Source organism: Micromonospora sp. CCTCC AA 2012012 (assembly GCF_040499845.1).
Classification (GTDB): domain Bacteria; phylum Actinomycetota; class Actinomycetes; order Mycobacteriales; family Micromonosporaceae; genus Micromonospora; species Micromonospora mangrovi.
Map to the genome: position 1 here is coordinate 5,425,615 of NZ_CP159342.1, position 18,080 is coordinate 5,443,694.

The 18,080-nt window shown below is 73.5% G+C and carries 15 protein-coding genes; 6 read left to right on the forward strand and 9 right to left on the reverse strand.

From position 1 onward, the window contains the following. Nucleotides 1–19: 19 nt before the first annotated feature. From ABUL08_RS24335 to ABUL08_RS24360, 6 genes are read right to left on the reverse strand one after another with little or no spacing between them, the layout of a single operon-like run. Nucleotides 20–1,615, reverse strand: coding sequence for a lipopolysaccharide biosynthesis protein (locus tag ABUL08_RS24335; protein ID WP_350932296.1), 1,596 nt, complete (start codon nt 1,613–1,615; stop codon nt 20–22). Continuing rightward, nucleotides 1,612–2,475 carry a sulfotransferase domain-containing protein gene (locus ABUL08_RS24340; protein WP_350932297.1) on the reverse strand — a complete coding sequence of 288 codons (864 nt, stop codon included), beginning with the start codon at nt 2,473–2,475 and terminating at the stop codon, nt 1,612–1,614. Before ABUL08_RS24340 ends, ABUL08_RS24335 begins: the two co-directional genes overlap by 4 nt. A gap of 17 nt (nt 2,476–2,492) precedes the next feature. Continuing rightward, on the reverse strand, nt 2,493–3,701 hold the full coding sequence (locus ABUL08_RS24345; RefSeq protein ID WP_350932298.1) for a hypothetical protein: 1,209 nt from the start codon (nt 3,699–3,701) through the stop codon (nt 2,493–2,495). After that, a complete protein-coding gene (locus ABUL08_RS24350; RefSeq protein WP_350932299.1) occupies nt 3,701–5,182 on the reverse strand; it encodes an O-antigen ligase family protein in 1,482 nt (493 codons plus the stop codon). Before ABUL08_RS24350 ends, ABUL08_RS24345 begins: the two co-directional genes overlap by 1 nt. Next, a complete protein-coding gene (locus tag ABUL08_RS24355; RefSeq protein WP_350932300.1) occupies nt 5,179–6,180 on the reverse strand; it encodes a DUF3048 domain-containing protein in 1,002 nt (333 codons plus the stop codon). The genes ABUL08_RS24350 and ABUL08_RS24355 overlap by 4 nt, the downstream gene beginning before the upstream one ends. After that, nucleotides 6,177–8,030 carry a Wzz/FepE/Etk N-terminal domain-containing protein gene (locus tag ABUL08_RS24360; protein ID WP_350932301.1) on the reverse strand — a complete coding sequence of 618 codons (1,854 nt, stop codon included), beginning with the start codon at nt 8,028–8,030 and terminating at the stop codon, nt 6,177–6,179. Before ABUL08_RS24360 ends, ABUL08_RS24355 begins: the two co-directional genes overlap by 4 nt. 498 nt (nt 8,031–8,528) lie before the next feature. On the opposite strand from ABUL08_RS24360, the gene ABUL08_RS24365 reads away from it, so the two are divergent. The 4 genes from ABUL08_RS24365 to ABUL08_RS24380 all read left to right on the forward strand — a co-directional run bounded on the left by ABUL08_RS24365 (nt 8,529) and on the right by ABUL08_RS24380 (nt 11,598). Next, a complete protein-coding gene (locus ABUL08_RS24365; RefSeq protein WP_350932303.1) occupies nt 8,529–9,005 on the forward strand; it encodes a UDP-N-acetylglucosamine--LPS N-acetylglucosamine transferase in 477 nt (158 codons plus the stop codon). A gap of 97 nt (nt 9,006–9,102) precedes the next feature. Further along, nucleotides 9,103–9,639, forward strand: a complete 537-nt coding sequence (locus tag ABUL08_RS24370; protein ID WP_350938822.1) for a glycosyltransferase — start codon at nt 9,103–9,105, stop codon at nt 9,637–9,639. Next, nucleotides 9,636–10,625, forward strand: coding sequence for a sulfotransferase family protein (locus tag ABUL08_RS24375; RefSeq protein ID WP_350932304.1), 990 nt, complete (start codon nt 9,636–9,638; stop codon nt 10,623–10,625). The genes ABUL08_RS24370 and ABUL08_RS24375 overlap by 4 nt, the downstream gene beginning before the upstream one ends. Before the next feature lie 52 nt (nt 10,626–10,677). Further along, complete coding sequence (locus ABUL08_RS24380) at nt 10,678–11,598, forward strand: glycosyltransferase family 2 protein (protein ID WP_350932305.1); 921 nt, start codon at nt 10,678–10,680, stop codon at nt 11,596–11,598. 57 nt (nt 11,599–11,655) lie between these two features. Here the strand turns inward: ABUL08_RS24380 and ABUL08_RS24385 are convergent, their stop codons facing one another. Both ABUL08_RS24385 and ABUL08_RS24390 read right to left on the reverse strand, forming a co-directional pair. Next, a complete protein-coding gene (locus ABUL08_RS24385) occupies nt 11,656–13,335 on the reverse strand; it encodes a hypothetical protein (RefSeq protein ID WP_350932306.1) in 1,680 nt (559 codons plus the stop codon). Between the two features lie 103 nt (nt 13,336–13,438). Then, nucleotides 13,439–14,323: a 3'(2'),5'-bisphosphate nucleotidase CysQ gene (locus tag ABUL08_RS24390; RefSeq protein WP_350932307.1), complete on the reverse strand. Its 885-nt coding sequence runs from the start codon at nt 14,321–14,323 to the stop codon at nt 13,439–13,441. A 187-nt stretch (nt 14,324–14,510) separates the two neighbouring features. On the opposite strand from ABUL08_RS24390, the gene ABUL08_RS24395 reads away from it, so the two are divergent. Together ABUL08_RS24395 and corA are read left to right on the forward strand one after the other, a co-directional pair. Next, nucleotides 14,511–15,605 carry an aminotransferase-like domain-containing protein gene (locus tag ABUL08_RS24395; protein ID WP_350932308.1) on the forward strand — a complete coding sequence of 365 codons (1,095 nt, stop codon included), beginning with the start codon at nt 14,511–14,513 and terminating at the stop codon, nt 15,603–15,605. 323 nt (nt 15,606–15,928) lie between these two features. After that, nucleotides 15,929–17,077 carry a magnesium/cobalt transporter CorA gene (gene corA, locus ABUL08_RS24400; protein ID WP_350932309.1) on the forward strand — a complete coding sequence of 383 codons (1,149 nt, stop codon included), beginning with the start codon at nt 15,929–15,931 and terminating at the stop codon, nt 17,075–17,077. Nucleotides 17,078–17,158: 81 nt separating this feature from the next. Here the strand turns inward: corA and ABUL08_RS24405 are convergent, their stop codons facing one another. After that, nucleotides 17,159–17,998, reverse strand: a complete 840-nt coding sequence (locus tag ABUL08_RS24405; protein ID WP_350932310.1) for a hypothetical protein — start codon at nt 17,996–17,998, stop codon at nt 17,159–17,161. Nucleotides 17,999–18,080 lie beyond the last annotated feature (82 nt).

The window sequence follows — 18,080 nt, forward strand, 5'->3', positions numbered from 1 at the left end:
ATCGGTACGCAGGGGCAGGTCACGACTGTGCGGCGGGCGTCGGGCCGGAACGGTTCCGGCCGCGCCGCAGCGTGCGGAGCGCGTCGAGGTGCAGGGTGGTCCGCCAGCGCCAGGCACCGGCCAGGTACGCCGCCGCGCCGGCCACGGCCACCACGGCGAGCAGCGGTGCCCCGGCACCGAGCAGGCTGGCCAGCCCCAACGGGAGGCCGAAGCAGACGACGGCGAGGGCCATCGCGGTACGGGTGCCGCGGCCGAACGGGTGCAGCCGCAGCGACCACCAGAGCTGGGCCAACGGCACCAGGTTGGTGACCAGGATGGACGCGGTCCAGGCCAGGGCGGCGCCGAGGACGCCGTACACCGGGATGAGCGCGACGTTGGTGACCACGTTGACCACCGTGCCGGCCATCGCGTTGTAGAAGGTCCACGCGGTCCGCCCGGCCATGTTGAGCACCATGTCCACCATGCCGCAGCCGGTCGCCACCAGCATGGTCAGCGCGAGCAGCAGCACCACCCGGCGGCCCGCGCCGTAGCCGGAGCCGAAGAGCGACAGCATCGGCCCGGCGAACGCCGCGAAGATCAGGTACGCCGGCCAGGAGAGCAGCACCAGCCAGCCCGTGGCGGCCTGGTAGAGCTGCCGCGCCTCGGCGGTGTCGGAGCGGGCGAAGGCGGCGGCCATCCGGTGCTGCACCGAGCCGGCCAGCGCCACGCTGGAGAGTTGGCCCAGCGCGAGGAACCGGGTCGCGGCCGTGTAGACCGCCGCGTCGGCCGGCCCGCGCAGCGCGCTCAGCAGCACGATGTCGAGTCGCTGCACGATGATGGCCGCCAGGCTGCTCAACGCCCGGGGCCCGGTGAACCGCCAGAAGGGCCCGGCCAGCTCGGCCGTCGGCACCGGCCGGGAGACCTCCCGTTCGGCGCGCCGGACCAGTCGACCCAGCCAGGCCAGCGCCACCGCGGCGGCGAACAGATAGGGGACCGCCCAGGCCAGCGGCAACGCGCGGGTGGCCGACAGACCCAGCCAGGCGGCCGTCGCGACCGCCACGAACTGGATCAGCGTACGACCGAGCCGCTCCACGGTGAGCAGCGGACGCATCTGCCCGAAGCCCCGGCAGGCGGCGAGCGCGTAGTCGCTGAGCGCGGCCAGCGGCACGAAGGCCAGCAGGACGCGCAGCGCGGTCACCGCGCCCGGACCGGCCTCCGGCATGGTCAGCCGGGCCAGCGCCGGCGCGGCCAGCCAGCCCACCCCGGCGAGCAGTGTCCCGACGGCCAGCACCGGCAGCAGCCCGACCAGGATCGTGCCCCGGATCCGGTCCCGCTGGCCGAGCGTGCGCTGCCGACTGACGAAATAGACGGTGCCGACGTCGGTGCCCAGCCGGGCCGCCGACACGGCGATCATGAAGGCGCTCGTCGCGGCGAAGAACATGCCCGCGTCCCGGACCGACCAGCCCCGGGTGATGACGATGTTCAGCCCGAAGCCGGCCACCGCCGCGATGCCGACCCCGACCAGGTTCGCGAAGCCCTGCCGGGCCGCGCCGCCCAGGCCCGCGCCGGGCGCGGCGGGTCCGCCGACGGCCGGCAGGATCACCGTCGGGGCGTCACCGGCGTCCGTCCTTGTCACCGCCGCCACGACGGCACGCGTCCCCACCAGGAGGCCAGCCGCTCGTCGTACGGGGCGAAGTGCTCCTCCAGGCGGCCACGCAGCTCGGCCGACATGGGCGACCGCGACCGCGAGTTGTGCTTGCCGAAGGAGATGTCCGCCCAGCGGGGCAGGCCGATGAAGTCGCAGACCGCGTCGAAGGACGGACGCGGGTCGGCGAAGAAGTCGTCGCTGTCGATGACGTGCAGCCGGTCGCGGCCGACCAGCGCCTCCAGCCGCTCCAACTGCTCGATGTACCGCCCCCGCGCCAGGTAGGCGTTGTGCTGGAGGTGGTAGCTCAGGTAGGTCGGGTCGGCGGTCATCCGCTCCCGCTCGCCGGCGGTCCGCTCCTGCTCCAGCTCCAGCGCCCGCTCGAACGACGACTCGGTCTCGTAGCCCCGGGCCAGCTCGTGCGAGTGCGCCGAGTACGCCCGCTCCACCGGGTCGCGCAGCAGCACCAGCAGCCGCACCCCGGGCAGGTCCGTGGCGATCCGCTGACCGGCCAGCGGGTGGAACATGTAGAACGGGCTCGACTCCCCGGTGATCCCCCGGACGCCGAGCTGCCCCCGGACCGCCTCCGCCTTCGCGGTGGTGGGGAAGTGCCCGAGGTACCAGTTCATCCCCCGGTGATAGTCGGTGTCGAAGTAGTGCACGCCCTTGTGGTAGGCCGGCGGCAGCACCCCCGGGTGCTGGGAGAGCGTCTTGAACAGCGACGTCGTGCCGCAGCGCTGCGCCCCCACGATCAGGAATCCGGGCGCCATCCGGCTCCCGGCGGTCAGCCGGCCGACCGTCCTGCTCATCGACTTCACCGCGCGGAGCGCCTGCTCCTTGGCCACCGTCACGTCCCCACTCCTCACTCTCACCGGGCCCGACGGGCCAGGTGCTCCTCGACGGCCGGCAGCAGCCAGGCGTCGACATGCCCCAGTCGCGCACCCGCCTCCGCCTGCCGGTCCCGCAGATAGCGGGTGGCCAGCTCCACCAGGTAGAGCACCGCCACCAGGTCGGCGTCCCGGCCGGCGGAGTCGAACGGCGCCAGCGTGCCCGCCGCGCCGGCGATCAGGGCCCGCGCCGCGTCCGTCGGCTCCAGACCGTCGTGACCGATGGCGGTCTGCACCGCGCGGTGCAGCGCGTCGTAGCCCGCCGGCACGTCGCCCTCGAACCGCTCCCAGTCCCAGACCAGCACCCGACCGTCGGCGAGGACCGCGCTGTTGCCGCCGTTCCAGTCGCCGTGCCAGGCGCCGAAGGCGACCGTCGGGTCGGCGTCCGCGACGGCCTTCAGCACCGCCTGCAGCCGGCCGGCCTCCGGCCGCCCGCCCAGCGCGTCGATCGCCTCGGCCAGCCGGGTCGCGTGCGAACTACCGGCGTACGACCGGCGCCGCACCCTGAGACAGCCGGCCACCGCCACCATCGCGGCCCGCTCCGCCGCCTCGGCGGCGGCCGGGGTGGCCCGGGGCAGCCGCACCGGCAGCGCCTCCTGCACCAGCAGCGCGTGCCCGTGCCAGTAGCCGTGGTACAGCACCCGCGCCACCGTCACCGGCCCGAGCGGCAGCTCGGCCAGCCGGCGCAGCGCCGCCGCCTCCACGTCCACCAGGGTCCGGGTGAGCGGGTCGACGCCCAGCTTGGCGAAGCCCAGCGCCCGCCCGTCCGAGCCGAGCAGTTGCAGCACCGGCTTCCGGTTCGCCCGGGCCGGCCCGATGTGCATGCTGACCAGCGCCGGGGTGCCCAGCACCTCGGCCAGGTACGCGTCGAGCCCGCCACCGGTCACGGCCACCCGGTCCCGGAACACCAGCGGCCCCAACCCCAGCCGGAACGCGGTGGCCAGCCCCTGCCGGACCAGCTTCGCCTTCCGGCCGACCGCCTCGGTCGAGTGCCGGACGGCGCTCGCCGCCGCCCGCCCCGACCCGGTGGGCACCAGCAGCCGCGGTCGGGCCGCCGACGGTACGACCACCCAGCCGTCCCGTCCGCCCCTGCGCAGCGTCGGTTCGGCCGGCGCGGGCCAGATCAGCCCGGCCAGGTCGGCCAGGTACGCGGAACGGCCGTCGCCGTCCGGCGGGACACGGAACACCATCAGTGGTCACCGGCTGCTTCGAGTCGGGCCCGCAACCCACCCACGGTGCCCTTCGGCTGCGCCGGCGCGACGGCCCGGCGCAGCCGGTCGTTGCGGGCGAGCAGGGCGACCGAGATCAGGCCGTAGGCGAGGGAGGCTTCCATCGCGCCATAGGTGAACTGGAAGAAGAGCATCAGGACGAGGACGAGGCTGCCGGCGATCCCGATCGCGCTGTGGTCGCGGCGGTACCGCCAGAGGCTGTAGAGGAAGAAACCGTTGTAACAGAGCGCGCCGACGTAGCCCTGGCTGACCAGCATCGCCCAGAGCTGGCCGTTGCTGCCCAGCTCCCGGTTGCCGCACTGCTTGCAGTCGTCGGTCTTGCCGATGGCGATGGACCGGTTGCTGCCGATCAGCGCCCGGTTGCCGCCGTACCCGAGGACGGGTGAGTGGTTCGCGGCGGTGATGGCCGACTCGGAGAGCGTGGTCCGGATGTCGTCGCTGTGGCCGTTCTGGAGCCGTTCGTCGAAGGTCTTGCCGAGCGGGGTGGCGATGATCAGGATGCCGATCAACCCGACCGCCAGGGCCAGCCCGCCGAGCACCGCCATCCGGCCGCGCATCGCCAGCCGGACCGCCACATAGACCGCGGAGATGCCGAGGCCGATCCAGAGGCCCCGGTTGAGCGAGTAGATGATCGGGAAGATCGCCGCCAGCGCGATCGCGATGCCGAGGATCCGCCGCACCGGGCCGCCCAGCACCACCCAGCCGACGATCAGCCAGATCAGCAGGAGCGCCGTGTTCTCGCCCCACGAGTTCGTGTACGCGAACGGCGCGGACGGTCGCGGCGAGCTGGCCTCGCCCACGATCACCTGTTGGACCTGGGCGAACTTGACGTCCATCAGCCCGGCGACGAAGGGCTGCGCGGCGATCGACTGCGGCAGGATGAAGCGCAGCGGCGCGACGAAGCCGGCGGTGGGGAAGAGCGAGCCCAGCCAGCCGCCGATCACGACGACGACGCCCATGAAGCCGAAGTTGCGGATCACCCGCCGCCGGGGCAGCTCCCGCTCGCTCAGGTTGAGCACGTAGAGCATGACCACGGTCATCGCCACGTAGTTCGCCAGCCGGATCGCCCAGCCGATGTACCGGCCGCTGCCGCTCGGCGGGAGCGTGTCCGGCGCGGTGATTCCGAGCATCACCACCGACAGCAGCACCCAGAGCAGCAGCACCAGCCAGATGCCGAAGCCCGGCGGGACCCGTACCGACCCGCGGCGGTAGAGCTGGATCGCCATCGGGACGGCGAGGATGACGACGATGAAGGTGGAGACGCCGAGCGCCCACCACACCGGATAGAGCAGGAACAGCGCCGTGAGCGGCCACCCGGTGGGCACCCGCAGCGACCGGGACCTGAACCGGGCGGGGGCCCGCGTCGACGCCGACGAGACCGGTACGCCCTCGACGACCGGCGCCGCACCGCGCGCCGGGCGGTTCGGGGTGACCGTACTCATCTGATGGTGACCTTGGCGGTGCTCGGCACGTAGAACACCCACGCGTTGCCCGGCGCGGGGTGCAGCAGGTCGCCGTTGAGGTCGGTGACGTTGCAGACCTTGTCGAGCCCGGGCTTGCGCCACTTGCCCTTCGCGCTGGACGGGCCGGAGACCGCCACCGCGGCCCCCTCACCGAAGACGTTCGCCGACGGCAACGAACGCGGCGACGGCTTCCGCACCTCGAGCGTCTTGTATTCCATGGTGAGGACCAGCACGCTGGCGGCGGTGACCGTGGTCGTGCCGACCTTGCCGACCCACGTCGACTTCGCCGCGTCGTACCGCCAGACCTGCGGCGGACCGCCCGGGACGCTGATGGTCAGCTCCTGGGCCGGCACCAGGTCCCGCCCGGCCAGCGCCGCCCCGGGGGTCCCGTAGTCGAGCACGGCCGGCGGCGGCTGGATGCCCTTCGGGGCAGCCTTGAGCAGCGCCGCCGTCGACGTCTGGTCGGAGGAGAAGACCTTGTCGCCGTCGTCGGCGGGGGTGACCCCGGGGAGCTTGGAGTTCTCGAACTGGCTGAGGAAACCGGTCGGGCCGCCGGCGTAGCCGACGAACGGGTGCAGCACACCGAGCGTCCGGATGTCGACCGGGCGGATCTCGGTGACCGGCCCGACCTTGGTCGCGTCCTTCGAGTGGAAGACGGCGGTCAGGTGCAGGCTGTCGGACTCGGCGAACTCGGCGTAGACCAGGTCCGCCGAGCCGAGCCCGACCGGCGTGGTGGCCGGGGTGACCCGGATCGGCACCGCGACCGCCGGCCGGGCCGCCACCGCCGCGGAGGCGACCGGCAGGCCGGTCAGCGGCGCCGCCGGCTGACTCGGCGTCGGGCTCGCACTGGGCGTCGCGGGCGTACCCGGGTCGACCACGTCGGTGCTGCCGGCCGGCTGCGGCTCACTGCAGGCCGTGGCCAGGCCGAGCACCAGGGTCGGGACGAGGGCGGCGCGGAGCATCTGCCGTCGGTTCACCCCAGGTCCTCGCCGGAGTCGAGGGCGTAGCTGCGGCCGGAGCCGTCGACCGAACCGGCGTCGCCGCGGGAGCGGTAGGTGCTGCCGTGACCGTGGCCGCTGCCGGTCACCGGCACCGGTCCCGCGGGGGCGGGCGGCTTGGCCTGCCCCGTCGGCTTGACCTGACCGGCCGGCTTGGGTGCGGTGGCCGGCTTGACCGTCCCGGCGGAGGCGCCCGTGGGGGACGGGGTCATCCGGGGCAGCACCATGGTGGACTCCACGGAGGGGGCACCCGCGGACGGGCCGGGGCTGGGTCGGGGCCGGGGCTTCGCGACCGTCGGGGCGGGCTTCGCCGGCGCGGCCGAGGCCGGCATCCGGGGTGCCAGCACCGCGCCGAGGACCGGGGCGTCGACCTGCTCGAACTGCTGGAGCGCGGCGCTGATCTCGCCGCTGCGGGTCCGGCCGGTCTCGGCCACCACGATCACCGCGTCGACGTGCCGGCCGAGCGCCTGCGCCTCGACCGCCACGGTCGGCTGGGCGGTCTCGATGAGCACGTGGTCGAAGCGGGCGGAGAGCTCGGAGAGGATCTCCAGCAGCGCCGCGACCGGCAGCTCCACGTCGGCCTCGAGGTCACCCGGAACGAGCACCCGGAGCTGGCCGAGCCCGGGCACCGGGGTCAGCGCCTTCAGCGCCGGGACGTCCCGCCGGAGCACCGCGGCCAGGCTGTGCCGGCCCTCGGTGACGCCGGTGATGGTGGTCAGCGTGGAGTCCGGCTTGGTGCTCAGCAGCGCCACCTGCTGCCCGGTCCGGGCGTACGCGGCGGCGAGGTTGGCGGCGACGAAGCCGGCGGCCGAGCCGGACGAGGCATCACAGAGCAGCAGCAGCCGCCCGCGTCCGGCCTCCCGGGGCGGAGGCACCGTGGAGAGCAGCACGTTGCGCAGCCGGCCCAGCTCCCGGGAGATCTTGTGGGTGGCGGGCAGCACGCCGACCGCCGACGTCTTCTGCGGCAGCTCCAGCAGCAGCGGCAGCCCGGTCCGGTCGCTGATGTCCCGACCCCGACGGACCCGGGTGTCGAGGCGGTCGAGCACCATCGCCAGCACGATGCCGAGGAGCAGGCCGGCACCGAGGCCGCTGGCCAGGTTGAGGGTGCGGTTCGGCGAGCTGGGGCTGTCGGGCAGCGGGGCGTCGGAAATGATCTCGCCCGGGTCGACGGCCTCGGAGAGCAGCGGGCTGAGCCGGTTGTTCAGCGAGGTGATGTTGTTGGTGAGCAGGTTCTGGTCGGCCTCGGCCCGCTTGCGCTCGACCGAGTTGGCCGGCGCCGCGGCGGCCTTGCCGGCGGCCGCGGTGAGCTGCCTGGTGAACTCGGTGATCTGCTGCTGGAGGCTCTTGACCTGGCTGTCCAGCGAAGCCTGCGCGGTGGCCCGGCGCAGGTCGAGGTAGGCCTGGGCGAAGGCGTGCGAGCCGGCCTGCGCCTGCTTCGGGCTGTCCGCCTCGTACGACACCTGGAGGACCTGGCTGTTCGGCGGCACGTTGACGCTCGCCGAATCGACCAGCTCGCTGACCGGGGTGCTGCTCTTCATCAGGACGCGGGCCCGCTCCCCGACGACGAGCGACCGGACCACCTGGGCCTCGGTGTCGAGGTTGACCTTCGCGTTCGGGTTGCTGTCACCGCCACCCGCGCCCACCGGCCGCACCAGCAGTGAGGTGGTGGAGGTGTAGCGGGCCTGCTGGACCTGGCTCACCGCCAGCCCACCGGCGGTGCCCAGGAGCGCTGCCAGCAGCAGGATCCACCAGCGGCGGCGGAGCCAGCCCAGATATGCCATCAGGACGGGTCCGTCGGAGTCGCTCTCGGCCAGGTGGGGTGAGGGCATCGGATTCTGTCGCTCCCTTTCGACCGAGCCGGGCAGTCCACGGCGCAGCTTGGACCGGACCGTGGACTCGAGTGTCCCCGATCCGAACGACGAGGGGAAGTCCGCTCACGCCCGGCAAGACTGCCCGGGTGTAGGCAGTCCGCGCAGTTCGGCCGACCCTCGTGTGACCATTCGGCGGGGCACCGGCCTCCGCGCCGACCCGCCACGGCGCGGCGTCCACGTCGACGCTCGTCCGGAGCGGGTGACGGAATCCTGACACACCACGTGAAGATTCGGGTGCTCCGGCCCCGGCACCGGGGCTGACCTCGCCGACCGGCCCACGCGGCGGGGTGGGTGCCCGGCCGTCGGGCCGTCCAGCGGACGGTGAGCCGACCGGCGGGAGCGGATCGGTCCAACGGCCCCTTCAGTTGTCCACCCACCCGCCAGTAGGTTGTCAGGGCGCGTCCGTGGGTCATTCACGAAAATCCGGACGTGTCATGACGGGACGGGGAGGAAACGTTGGTGGGCGGGTCAACCGAGGACTCGGGACAGGTCCTGCTGGTCGGATCCAGCGGCGGGCATCTCGCCCAGCTCCTGGCGCTGGAACCCTGGTACCGGGACCGGCACCGGGCCTGGGTGACGTTCGACACCCCGGACGCCCGGTCGCTGCTCGACGGTGAGGACGTGGTGTGGGCCTACCACCCCACCACCCGCAACGTCCGCAACCTGATCCGCAACGCCTTCCTGGCGTTCCGGGTGCTGCGCCGTCGCCGGGTGGACGCGGTGGTCACCACCGGCGCGGGGGTCGCCGTGCCGTTCGTGGTCGCGGCCCGGCTGCGCCGCGTCCCGACCGTCTACATCGAGGTGTACGACCGCATCGACAGCGCGACGCTGACCGCCCGGCTCTGCCGCCCGTTCCTGTCGGCGATGCTCGTGCAGTGGGAGGAGCAGCGCCGGATGTACCCGGAGGCGACCGTCGTGGGGAATCTCCTGTGAGCGCGAGGAGTGAGCCGGTCTTGCGAGCCCCGCAGTCGCGAACGAAGGAGTCCCGGTGAGCGCGTTCGTGCCGCGGCAGCGCGGCGCGGTGCCGTACGTGTTGGCCGTGGTCGGCACCGACGTGCACCGCTTCGACCGGCTGGTGGAGTGGCTGGAGCGCTGGCACGCCGGCCGTCCGGACGCCATCCGCGTGGTGCTCCAGTACGGTCACAGCCGCGCCCCGCGACTGCCCGAGGCCACCCCGTTCCTCGGCCACGAGGAACTCCAGCGGGCGATGGCCGAGGCGACGCTGGTGGTCAGCCACGGTGGCCCGGCCACCATCACCGAGGCACGCCGCACCGGCCACCTGCCGATCGTGGTGCCCCGGAACCCGGCCCACGACGAGCACGTCGACAACCACCAGCAGCTCTTCTCCCGTCGGCTCGGCGCGGCCGGCCTGGTCCGGCTCTGCGAGTCGGAGGCCGAACTGGTGGCCGCCCTGGACGAGGGCGTGGCCGAGCCGTCGCGCTTCGTGCTCGCCGCCGACCCGGACCGGCCGGACCCGCGGGCCGAGGCGGTGGCCCGGGTCGGTCAGGTCGTCGACGACCTGGTGGCCCGCCGGGTACGCCAGCGCGCCGGTGGACGGCGAGGGTGACCCCGGAGGCGACGCCCGACCTGCCCCGGGTGCTCTTCGTCGGCGGTCTCGGCCGCAGCGGCTCCACCCTGCTGGAACTGCTCCTCGCCCAGAGCCCGGACGTCTGCGCCGTCGGCGAGGTGGTGCACCTCTGGGAGCGGGCGCTCGGCGCGGACGAGCGGTGCGGCTGCGGCGAACGCTTCACCGCCTGCCCGTTCTGGCAGCAGGTCGGTGAGCGCGCCTTCGGTGGCTGGTCGCAGGTGGACCGGGACGAGACGCTGGCCCTGAAGGACCGGGTCGACCGGACCCGGCACATCCCCCGGCTGGCCAAGGGCTCGCTCGGTGCGGACGAACTCGCCGACGTCCGCCGGTACGCCGACCTCTACACCCGCATCTACCGGGCGGCGACCGAGGTGACCGGTGCCCGGGTGGTCGTCGACTCCAGCAAGCACGCCTCGCTGGCCTTCGCGCTGCGCTGGGCCGAGGGGCTGGACCTGCGGGTGCTGCACCTGGTGCGGGACAGCCGCGCGGTGGCGTACTCGTGGGGCAAGCAGGTCCGGCGGCCCGAGGTGGTCGACGGCGAGGACTTCATGCCCACCTTCTCCCCGTTCGAGGTGAGCAAGCTGTGGACGGCGCAGAACGCGGCGTTCCACCTGCTCGCCTCGCGGGCGTCGGTGCTCCGGCTGCGCTACGAGGACTTCACCGCGGACCCGGCCGGCACGGTCCGCCGGCTCCGCGACTTCGCCGGGCTGCCCGACGACCCGGACGCGCTGCGGATCCTCACCGATCCGCCGGCCGAGCCGGTCCGGGCGCACAGCATCGCCGGCAACCCGCTGCGCTTCAGCGGCGGCCCGTTGCAGGTACGCCGGGACGAGGCCTGGCGTACCCGGCTGCCCCGCCGCAGCCGGGCCATGGTCAGCCTGGCCACCCTCCCGCTCCGGGTCCGCTACGGCTACCTCGGGCAGCACGGGACAGACCCGCAGTCGCGAACCGAGGAGACACCGTGAGCGCGAGGAGTGAGCCGGGCTTGCGAGCCCCGCAGTCGCGAACCGAGGAGACATGACAGTGAGTGGTCCGAGCATCTCCGTCGTCGTACCGACGCGGGACCGTCCGGAGCTGCTGCGGGCGGCGCTGGACGCGATCCTCAGCCAGGCGCACCCGGGGCCGATCGAGGCGATCGTGGTCTATGACCAGTCGGAGCCGGACCGCTCGCTGGAGGCCGACCGCGGCGACCGGCGGGTCCGGGTCATCACCAACACCCGGACGCCGGGGCTGGCGGGGGCGCGCAACACCGGCATCGAGGCGGCGACCGGTGACCTGGTCGCGTTCTGCGACGACGACGACGAGTGGCTGCCCGGCAAGCTCGCCGCCCAGCTCGGCGCGCTCGACGTGCACCCGGACGGCGCGCTGGTGAGCTGCGGCATCCGGGTCAGCTACGACGACCGGACGGTGGACCGGTCGCTGGACCGGTCCCGGGTGTCGCTGGAGGCGCTGCTGCGGGACCGGCTGACCGAGCTGCACCCGTCGACGTTCCTGATCCGGCGGGCCGCCCTGATCGACGCGATCGGCCTGGTCGACGAGCAGATCCCGGGCAGCTACGCCGAGGACTACGAGTTCCTGCTCCGCGCCGCCCGGTACGCCCCGCTGGTCAACGTGGACGACCCGTACGTGCTGGTGCGCTGGCACAAGCGGTCGTACTTCGCGCAGCGCTGGGAGACCATCTCGACGGCGCTGCAGTGGCTGTTGCGGCGCTACCCGGAGTTCGCCACGGTGCCGCACGGCGAGGCCCGGGTGGCGGGTCAGATTGCGTTCGCCCAGGCGGCGATGGGCAATCGGCGGGACGCGGTCCGCTGGGCCCGGCGCACCCTGGCCCGCAATCCGCGCGAGCCGCGCGCCTACCTGGCGCTGGCGGTGGCCAGCCGGGCGGTGCACGCCGACCGGGTGCTGCGCACGCTGCACAAGCGCGGTCGCGGCATCTGAGCCGACGGAGAGGGCGGGTGACCCGACCGGTCACCCGCCCTCTTCCTGTCTGTCGGCTCAGGCCACGCAGAACGAGCGCCAGGCCTGGATGCTCGGGGTGTCCTGGAGGCGGAAGTCGCCCTGGCTGACCACCTGGTTGTAGTACGACACGAACTCGGGCCGCTGGTCGTTGAGATAGCTGGTCATCGAGCGGATCCACGCCGCCCGCCCGCTACCGGAGTCGCCCGGCACCAGGTCACTGCCGGTCTCGGCCACGCCCCAGGGCTTGCCCAGCTCCTTGGACTTGCTGATCATGTCGCCGTAGATCTCCTGCGGGGGCGCGTACCGCTTCCACTTGGCGCCCCAGTTGTAGCAGTCCCAGCCGAGGGTCTCGACCACGTCGCTGCCCGGGTAGAAGGCGTCGAAGCTGCGCCGCGACTTGGGGTCGAGCGTCCAGCACATCAGGATCAGCGTGTTGATCAGCTTCGGGTTATCCACCTTGTCGGCGAGCCCGGCGATCCGCCGCCAGGCCGACTTGTAGGCGGCGGCCGTGAACGCACCCCGCTCCACGTCGTCCTCGGGCTCGTGGAAGTACGACCAGTAGACGTTGTGGTCGCGGGGGATCGAGCGGAACCAGGCGCTCAGGCGGGCGTCGTACTTGCCGGTGTTGACCTCCTGCGGCGACGCCTTGAAGGAGACCACCACGGTCCGGTCCGCGACCTCGGCCCGGCTGTTGTCCCAGGCCGGCGGCAGCCCGGGGTAGAAGACCCGGGCCATCTTGAGGGTGCCGAAGGTGCGGTCCGAGCGGTTGAGCGCCTGGGCGAAGGTCTCGCCGCTCTGCACCGCGATGGATGCGCCGGGCAGGGTCTGGCGGGTGCCGGCGAAGCGCGGCGTCCGGTCGGCGGGGGCGGCGGTCGAGGGTGAGGCGTCGGCCGGCCGGCCGCCGAGGCCCTGGGTGCCGCCGGGGCCGGCGGAGGAGGCGGGGGCACCGTTCGCGCCGGGTGCGGGCGCGGTGGCCACGCCGCTCTCGGCCGTGCCGATCGACTGCGGCGGTGTCCGGTCGGGCCCGCGCAGGGTGGCCACGGCCACGCCGCCGCCGGCGAGGGCCAGGACGACCGCCGCCGCGACGATGATCGTCCAGCGACGCCGGTCGCCGCCGGACGGTGCGGGAACCGGCGGCGGGCCGGGGAACCGCGGGTCGGGGCCAGCCCCTCCCGGTGGGGGCGGGTAGCCGCTGTCCGTGCCGCCCGGCGCAAATGCGTCGGCCGGTCCGAGCTGCGCACGGGCGTCGTCGACCCCCACCGGCGGGTGGACGCCGTCGGGTCCGACCGCCGGGTGTGTCGCGTCCGACCAGGACGGTTCCTCGGCGAGGCCGACCGGTGGCGCTCCGGCCGACGGCCACGCCCGGTCCTCGAGGACGGCCGGACCGGCCCACTGCTGCGCGTGGCCGTGGGCCGATGCGGCACCCTCCGCCCACTGCTGGGCGTAGCCGTCACCCGCCGTCCACTGCTGCTGGTGGCCGTCGACCGGCCACGGCTGTCCGCCGTCGACCGGCTGTGTCGGCCGGTCGCCGTCCGGCCAGGGCAGGTACGACCGGGCGGCCGGCGGTGCCGGCCGGGCCGCGGCCGTGTCGTCCGGCCAGGGCAGGGCCGGCCCGGGATCGGGCGAGCCGTGTTGGCGCGGGATGTCCTGACCCGGCCAGAGGCTGGTCGGCTGCCCCGTTCCGGGGGCGCTGTGATGGTCTCGGTCGGCCGGCATGACCCTCCCTGGCTGGACAGCGGCCCGTCACGGGCGGTAGGTCGGCGGTGCGTTTCCGCCCGACACTATCTCCCGGTCACGTGGGCCGTGGGTACCGCAACACTCAACCGAACGCCTGGCCGGTGCTGCCGGTGACGGCCGAAGCGGGCATCTCGACCCCGGTACGGGCGATCGCGGCGAGCAGCCGGTCGGCCAGTTCGGGCCGACAGACCACCAGATCGGGCAGGCGCGGGTCGGCCCGGTTGTAGCGCAGCGGCGAGCCGTCGACGCGGCACGCGTGCATTCCGGCGCCCAGGGCGACGGCGACCGGGGCGGCCGAATCCCACTCGTACTGGCCGCCCGCGTGGACGTACGCGTCGACCTCGCCGGTCACCACCGCGCAGACCTTGACCCCGGCGGAGCCCATCGGCACGGTACGGGCGCCGAGCAGCTCGACCAGCTCGCCGACGAAGGCCGGCGGGCGGCTGCGGCTCACCGCGATGCGCAGCGGCCCGTCCTCGGCGGGCGGGGTCGGGCGGTCGGTGCCGAGGATCAGCGGCGCACCGTCCGACGTGGTCCGTGCCGGCATGCCGACGGCCCCGGCGACCAGCGCGCCGTCCGGGCCGGCCGACCGCTGCCAGAGGGCGACGTGCACCGCCCAGTCGGTCCGTCCGGCCTCGGAGAACTCCCGGGTGCCGTCGAGCGGGTCGATGATCCAGACCCGGTCGGCACTGAGCCGGGCGGGCGCGTCGCCCTCCCCGGCGGCCCAGGCGCGCCGGGCGTCGGCCTCCTCCTCGGAGAGCACCGCGTCCTCCGGCCGCCAGCGGGCCAGCGCGGCGGTCATCAGCTCGTGCGAGGCCCGGTCGCCGGCGTCCTTGAGGGCGGCCGGGTCCGCGAAGCCCTGCTGGGCCCGCAGGGCGGTCAAGGCCGCGCCCGCCCGGCCGGCCAGCCACTCCGCGAAGGCCTGGTCGTCGAGCTGACCGGTTCCGTCCTGGGTCACGTGCGCCACCACCTCGTCCTGGTCCGACAGCGACCAGCAATCCTCCGGTCGCCCTGTGATCGGACGCCAGCGTACGGTCCGATGGACGACAGGTCGCGAGCCGGATTCGGGTCTCCGGTGGGCTTCGGTTGCCCGCATGTTGAACTTGGCGTGTATGCCGGTCGGACCGGCCGGGCCAGGCCCTAGGCTCGTGCGCATGACCGCCGAGCAGCTGATCTCCTTCGCCCGTGGCGCTCCCTCGCTGGACATCGTCGATGTCGAGGGGCTCAAGGCCGCCGCCGTCCGCGCGTTCGACGCCGATCCCGCCGGGGTCACCGCGTACGGCACCTCCGTCGGTTACCCGCCCCTGCGGAAGTGGATCGCCGAGAAGCACGGGGTCGAGGCCGACCAGGTGCTGGTCACCAACGGTTCGCTCCAGGCCGACGCGTTCCTCTTCGACCACCTGGTCCGGCGCGGCGACGCGGTGGTGGTCGAGCGCCCGACGTACGACCGGACGCTGCTCAACCTGCAGAAGATGGGCGGCGAGGTCCACGGCGTGACGATCCAGCCGGACGGTCTGGACACCGCCGAGCTGCGCAAGCTGCTGGAGTCCGGGGTGCGTCCGCGGCTCGCCCACGTCATCCCGAACTACCAGAACCCGGCCGGCGTGACCCTCTCCCTGGACAAGCGCCGGGAGCTGCTCGACCTCGCCGCCGAGTACGAGTTCACGATCTTCGAGGACGACCCGTACGCGGACATCCGGTTCCGGGGCGAGCCGCTGCCGTCGATGCTGTCGATGGACACCCGGGGCGTGGTGGTGCACGCGTCCAGCTTCACCAAGACGGTCTGCCCGGGCGTCCGGGTCGGTTACCTGGTCGGTCCGACCGACCTGATCGCCAACATCGCCAAGAAGGCGACCAACCTCTACATCTCGCCGGGCATGGTCTCCGAGGCGATCGTGCACCAGTTCTGCGTCTCCGGTGACATCCAGCGCTCGATCCGGACGGTCTCGACGGCGCTCGGCGAGCGGGCCCGGGTGCTCGCGGAGTCGCTGCGCCGGCACATCCCGGAGGCCAGCTTCGTGGAGCCGGACGGCGGCTACTTCCTCTGGGTGGAGCTGCCGGAGGACGTCGAGGTGGACCGGCTGGCGCCGGCCGCGGCGGAGCGCGGGGTGGCCGTGGTGAAGGGGAGCGACTTCGTCCTGGAGGGCGGTCGGCACGCGCTGCGCCTGGCGTTCTCCGCGGTGACCGCCGACCGGATCGACGAGGGGGTCCGGCGGCTGGCCGAGGCGATGGCGGCCGTACGCGGCTGATTCTGTCGGGTTTCTGACAGTTGACCGACGCCGACCGGCCCGGGTCTCCCCCTGGGCCGGTCGGCGGCCCACAATGCTGCGAGCGCCGTTCACCTTCGTCGGTGGAGGTCCGCGCCGGGAGTCGTACCCTCGCTCCCCGCCGGACCGGCGGCGCGCGCAGCATCACTCCCGCCCCCAAGGGTGCCGGGTGGGCCGTGTCGCCCCTCACCCCCCTGACGCGGCCGGCCCGCCCGGCGCCACCCGCCCACCGGACGCTCGCCCACGTGGCGTCTCCGCCCCGGCGGCGTAACCTGCAAGCCGCACTGTCAGCGGAGGGGGGCGAGATGACGGACCGACCGGAACGCGACCGATCAACCGGGCAGAACGGCAACCGGGTGATCAAGCCACGCCCCTGGGCGGCCCCGGTCCGCGCGATGTCGCGCATCCTCAACGCCGACGGGTCGCCGCACACCCCCGCGCCGGAGGGTCCCGGGCGCAGCGGGGTCGTGGACTGCGGTCTCTATGTCGACGGGGAGCGCCAGCCCGGCGAGTGGCACTACGCCGACGCGCTGGAGGCGGCCCGCCGGGAGCGCAACGCGTTCGTCTGGCTGGGGCTGCACGAGCCCGAACTGGACGAGATGTCCGCCATCGCCGACACCTTCGGGCTGCACGAGCTGGCCGTGGAGGACGCGGTCAAGGCCCAGCAGCGGCCCAAGCTGGAGCGCTTCGGCGAGGTGACCTTCCTGGTGCTGCGCACCGCCCGCTACTGCGAGCACGCCGAGTTGACCGAGAACTCCGAGGTGGTGGAGACCGGCCAGGTGATGCTCTTCATCGGGCCGAACTTCCTGATCAGCGTCCGGCACGGCGACGCCTGCCGGCTCGCCCCGGTCCGCGCCGACCTGGAGGCCAAGCGGGACCTGCTGCTGCACGGACCCTGGGCGGTCGCGTACGCGGTCACCGACCGGGTCGTCGACCTCTACCTGGAGGTCGCCGACCAGCTCGAGGACGACCTCGACGTGCTGGAGGCGGACGTCTTCGACCGGCAGGGCAACGGCCGGATCCAGCGGATCTATCAGATGAAGCGGGAGCTGGTGGAGTTCAAGCGCGCGGTGATGCCGTTGCAGCGGCCGCTGCTGACGCTCACCGCGCAGGTCAACCGGGAGGTGCCGCAGGAGGTGCGGCGCTACTTCCGGGACGTGCAGGACCACCTGAGCCGCACCGTCGAGCAGGTGAACTCCTATGACGACCTGCTCAACTCGATCCTCCAGGCGCGGCTGGCCCAGGTCACCGTCGACCAGAACAACGACATGCGCAAGATCGCCGCCTGGGCCGCGATCGGCGCGGTGTGGACCGCGATCGCCGGCATCTACGGCATGAACTTCAAGAACATGCCGGAGCTGGGCTGGACGTACGGCTATCCGGGGGTGTGGGCCGTGAACCTGGGCCTGTCCTTCCTGCTCTACCGCTGGTTCCGCCGCAACGGCTGGCTCTGACGCCGGTTCCGGCCGGCCACACGGAAGCGCCGGCCACGCGGGGTGCACCCCCGCGCGCCGGCGCTTTCCGTGACCCGGCGGTCAGCGACGACCGCTGGTCTTCGCGGTGTTCTTGCCGTTGTTCAGCGCCTTGGTGATGTCGTCGGCCGGCCGGCCGGTGACATCGGTGGCACCCTCGGCGACCGACGGGACCTTGTCGTTCGGGTGGATCACCGGCTGGGTGCCGGGGGTGGTGGTGGAGGCGCTGTCGCCGCCGGCCACCGCCGAGCTGCCGGCCCCGGTCGGGCCGCCGGCCACGCCCGAGCTGCTCGACATCGTCGAGGCGTCGGTCACCTTCGCGGTCGGGTCGGGGGTCTCCACCACGATCGTGTCCACGTCCTCCCGCATCGGGTCCAGCTTGCCGGTCGGGTCGTACTCGGCCCACTCCTGCTGCTCGCGGCGGCGGCGCATGGCCATCGCCCCGGCGAGGCCGGCGACGGTGCCGGCGGCCAGCAGGCCGGTCATCATGCCGCCCCGCGACTTCTTCTGCTTCATCTTGGCAGCCTTCAGGTTCTTCGCCTTGGCCTTGCGGCTGACCTCCGCCTGCTTGGCGGCGGCGACCTTCCGGCCGGTGAGGGCCTTGCCGGCGGTCTGCGCCTGCGCGTTGCGCACGGCCAGCACCAGCGGCGCGATGGCCGCCACCGTCGACGCGACACCGCTCGACGCACGGTCCCGCACGACGACCGCGGTGGGCGCGACGGCACCCCGGGCTGCCTGGACCCGCGGGCCGACCGTGGCGCCGGCACCCTTCGCCGCGTACGTCGCGGCCTGCCTGAGGTGACCGATGCCCTGGTTCAGCTCGGCCTTGGCCAGCTGCCCCTGGGTCTTACGCCGCCCGATTCCAAACACGTTCCCACCTCCTGGGAGTCGATCCTTCGTCATCCTCCACCTTCGGATGCCTCCGCGATGCCAGATCGGGCACATGGGAGGATCCGCATGGAACTGACCAACAAGTGAGGAGTAC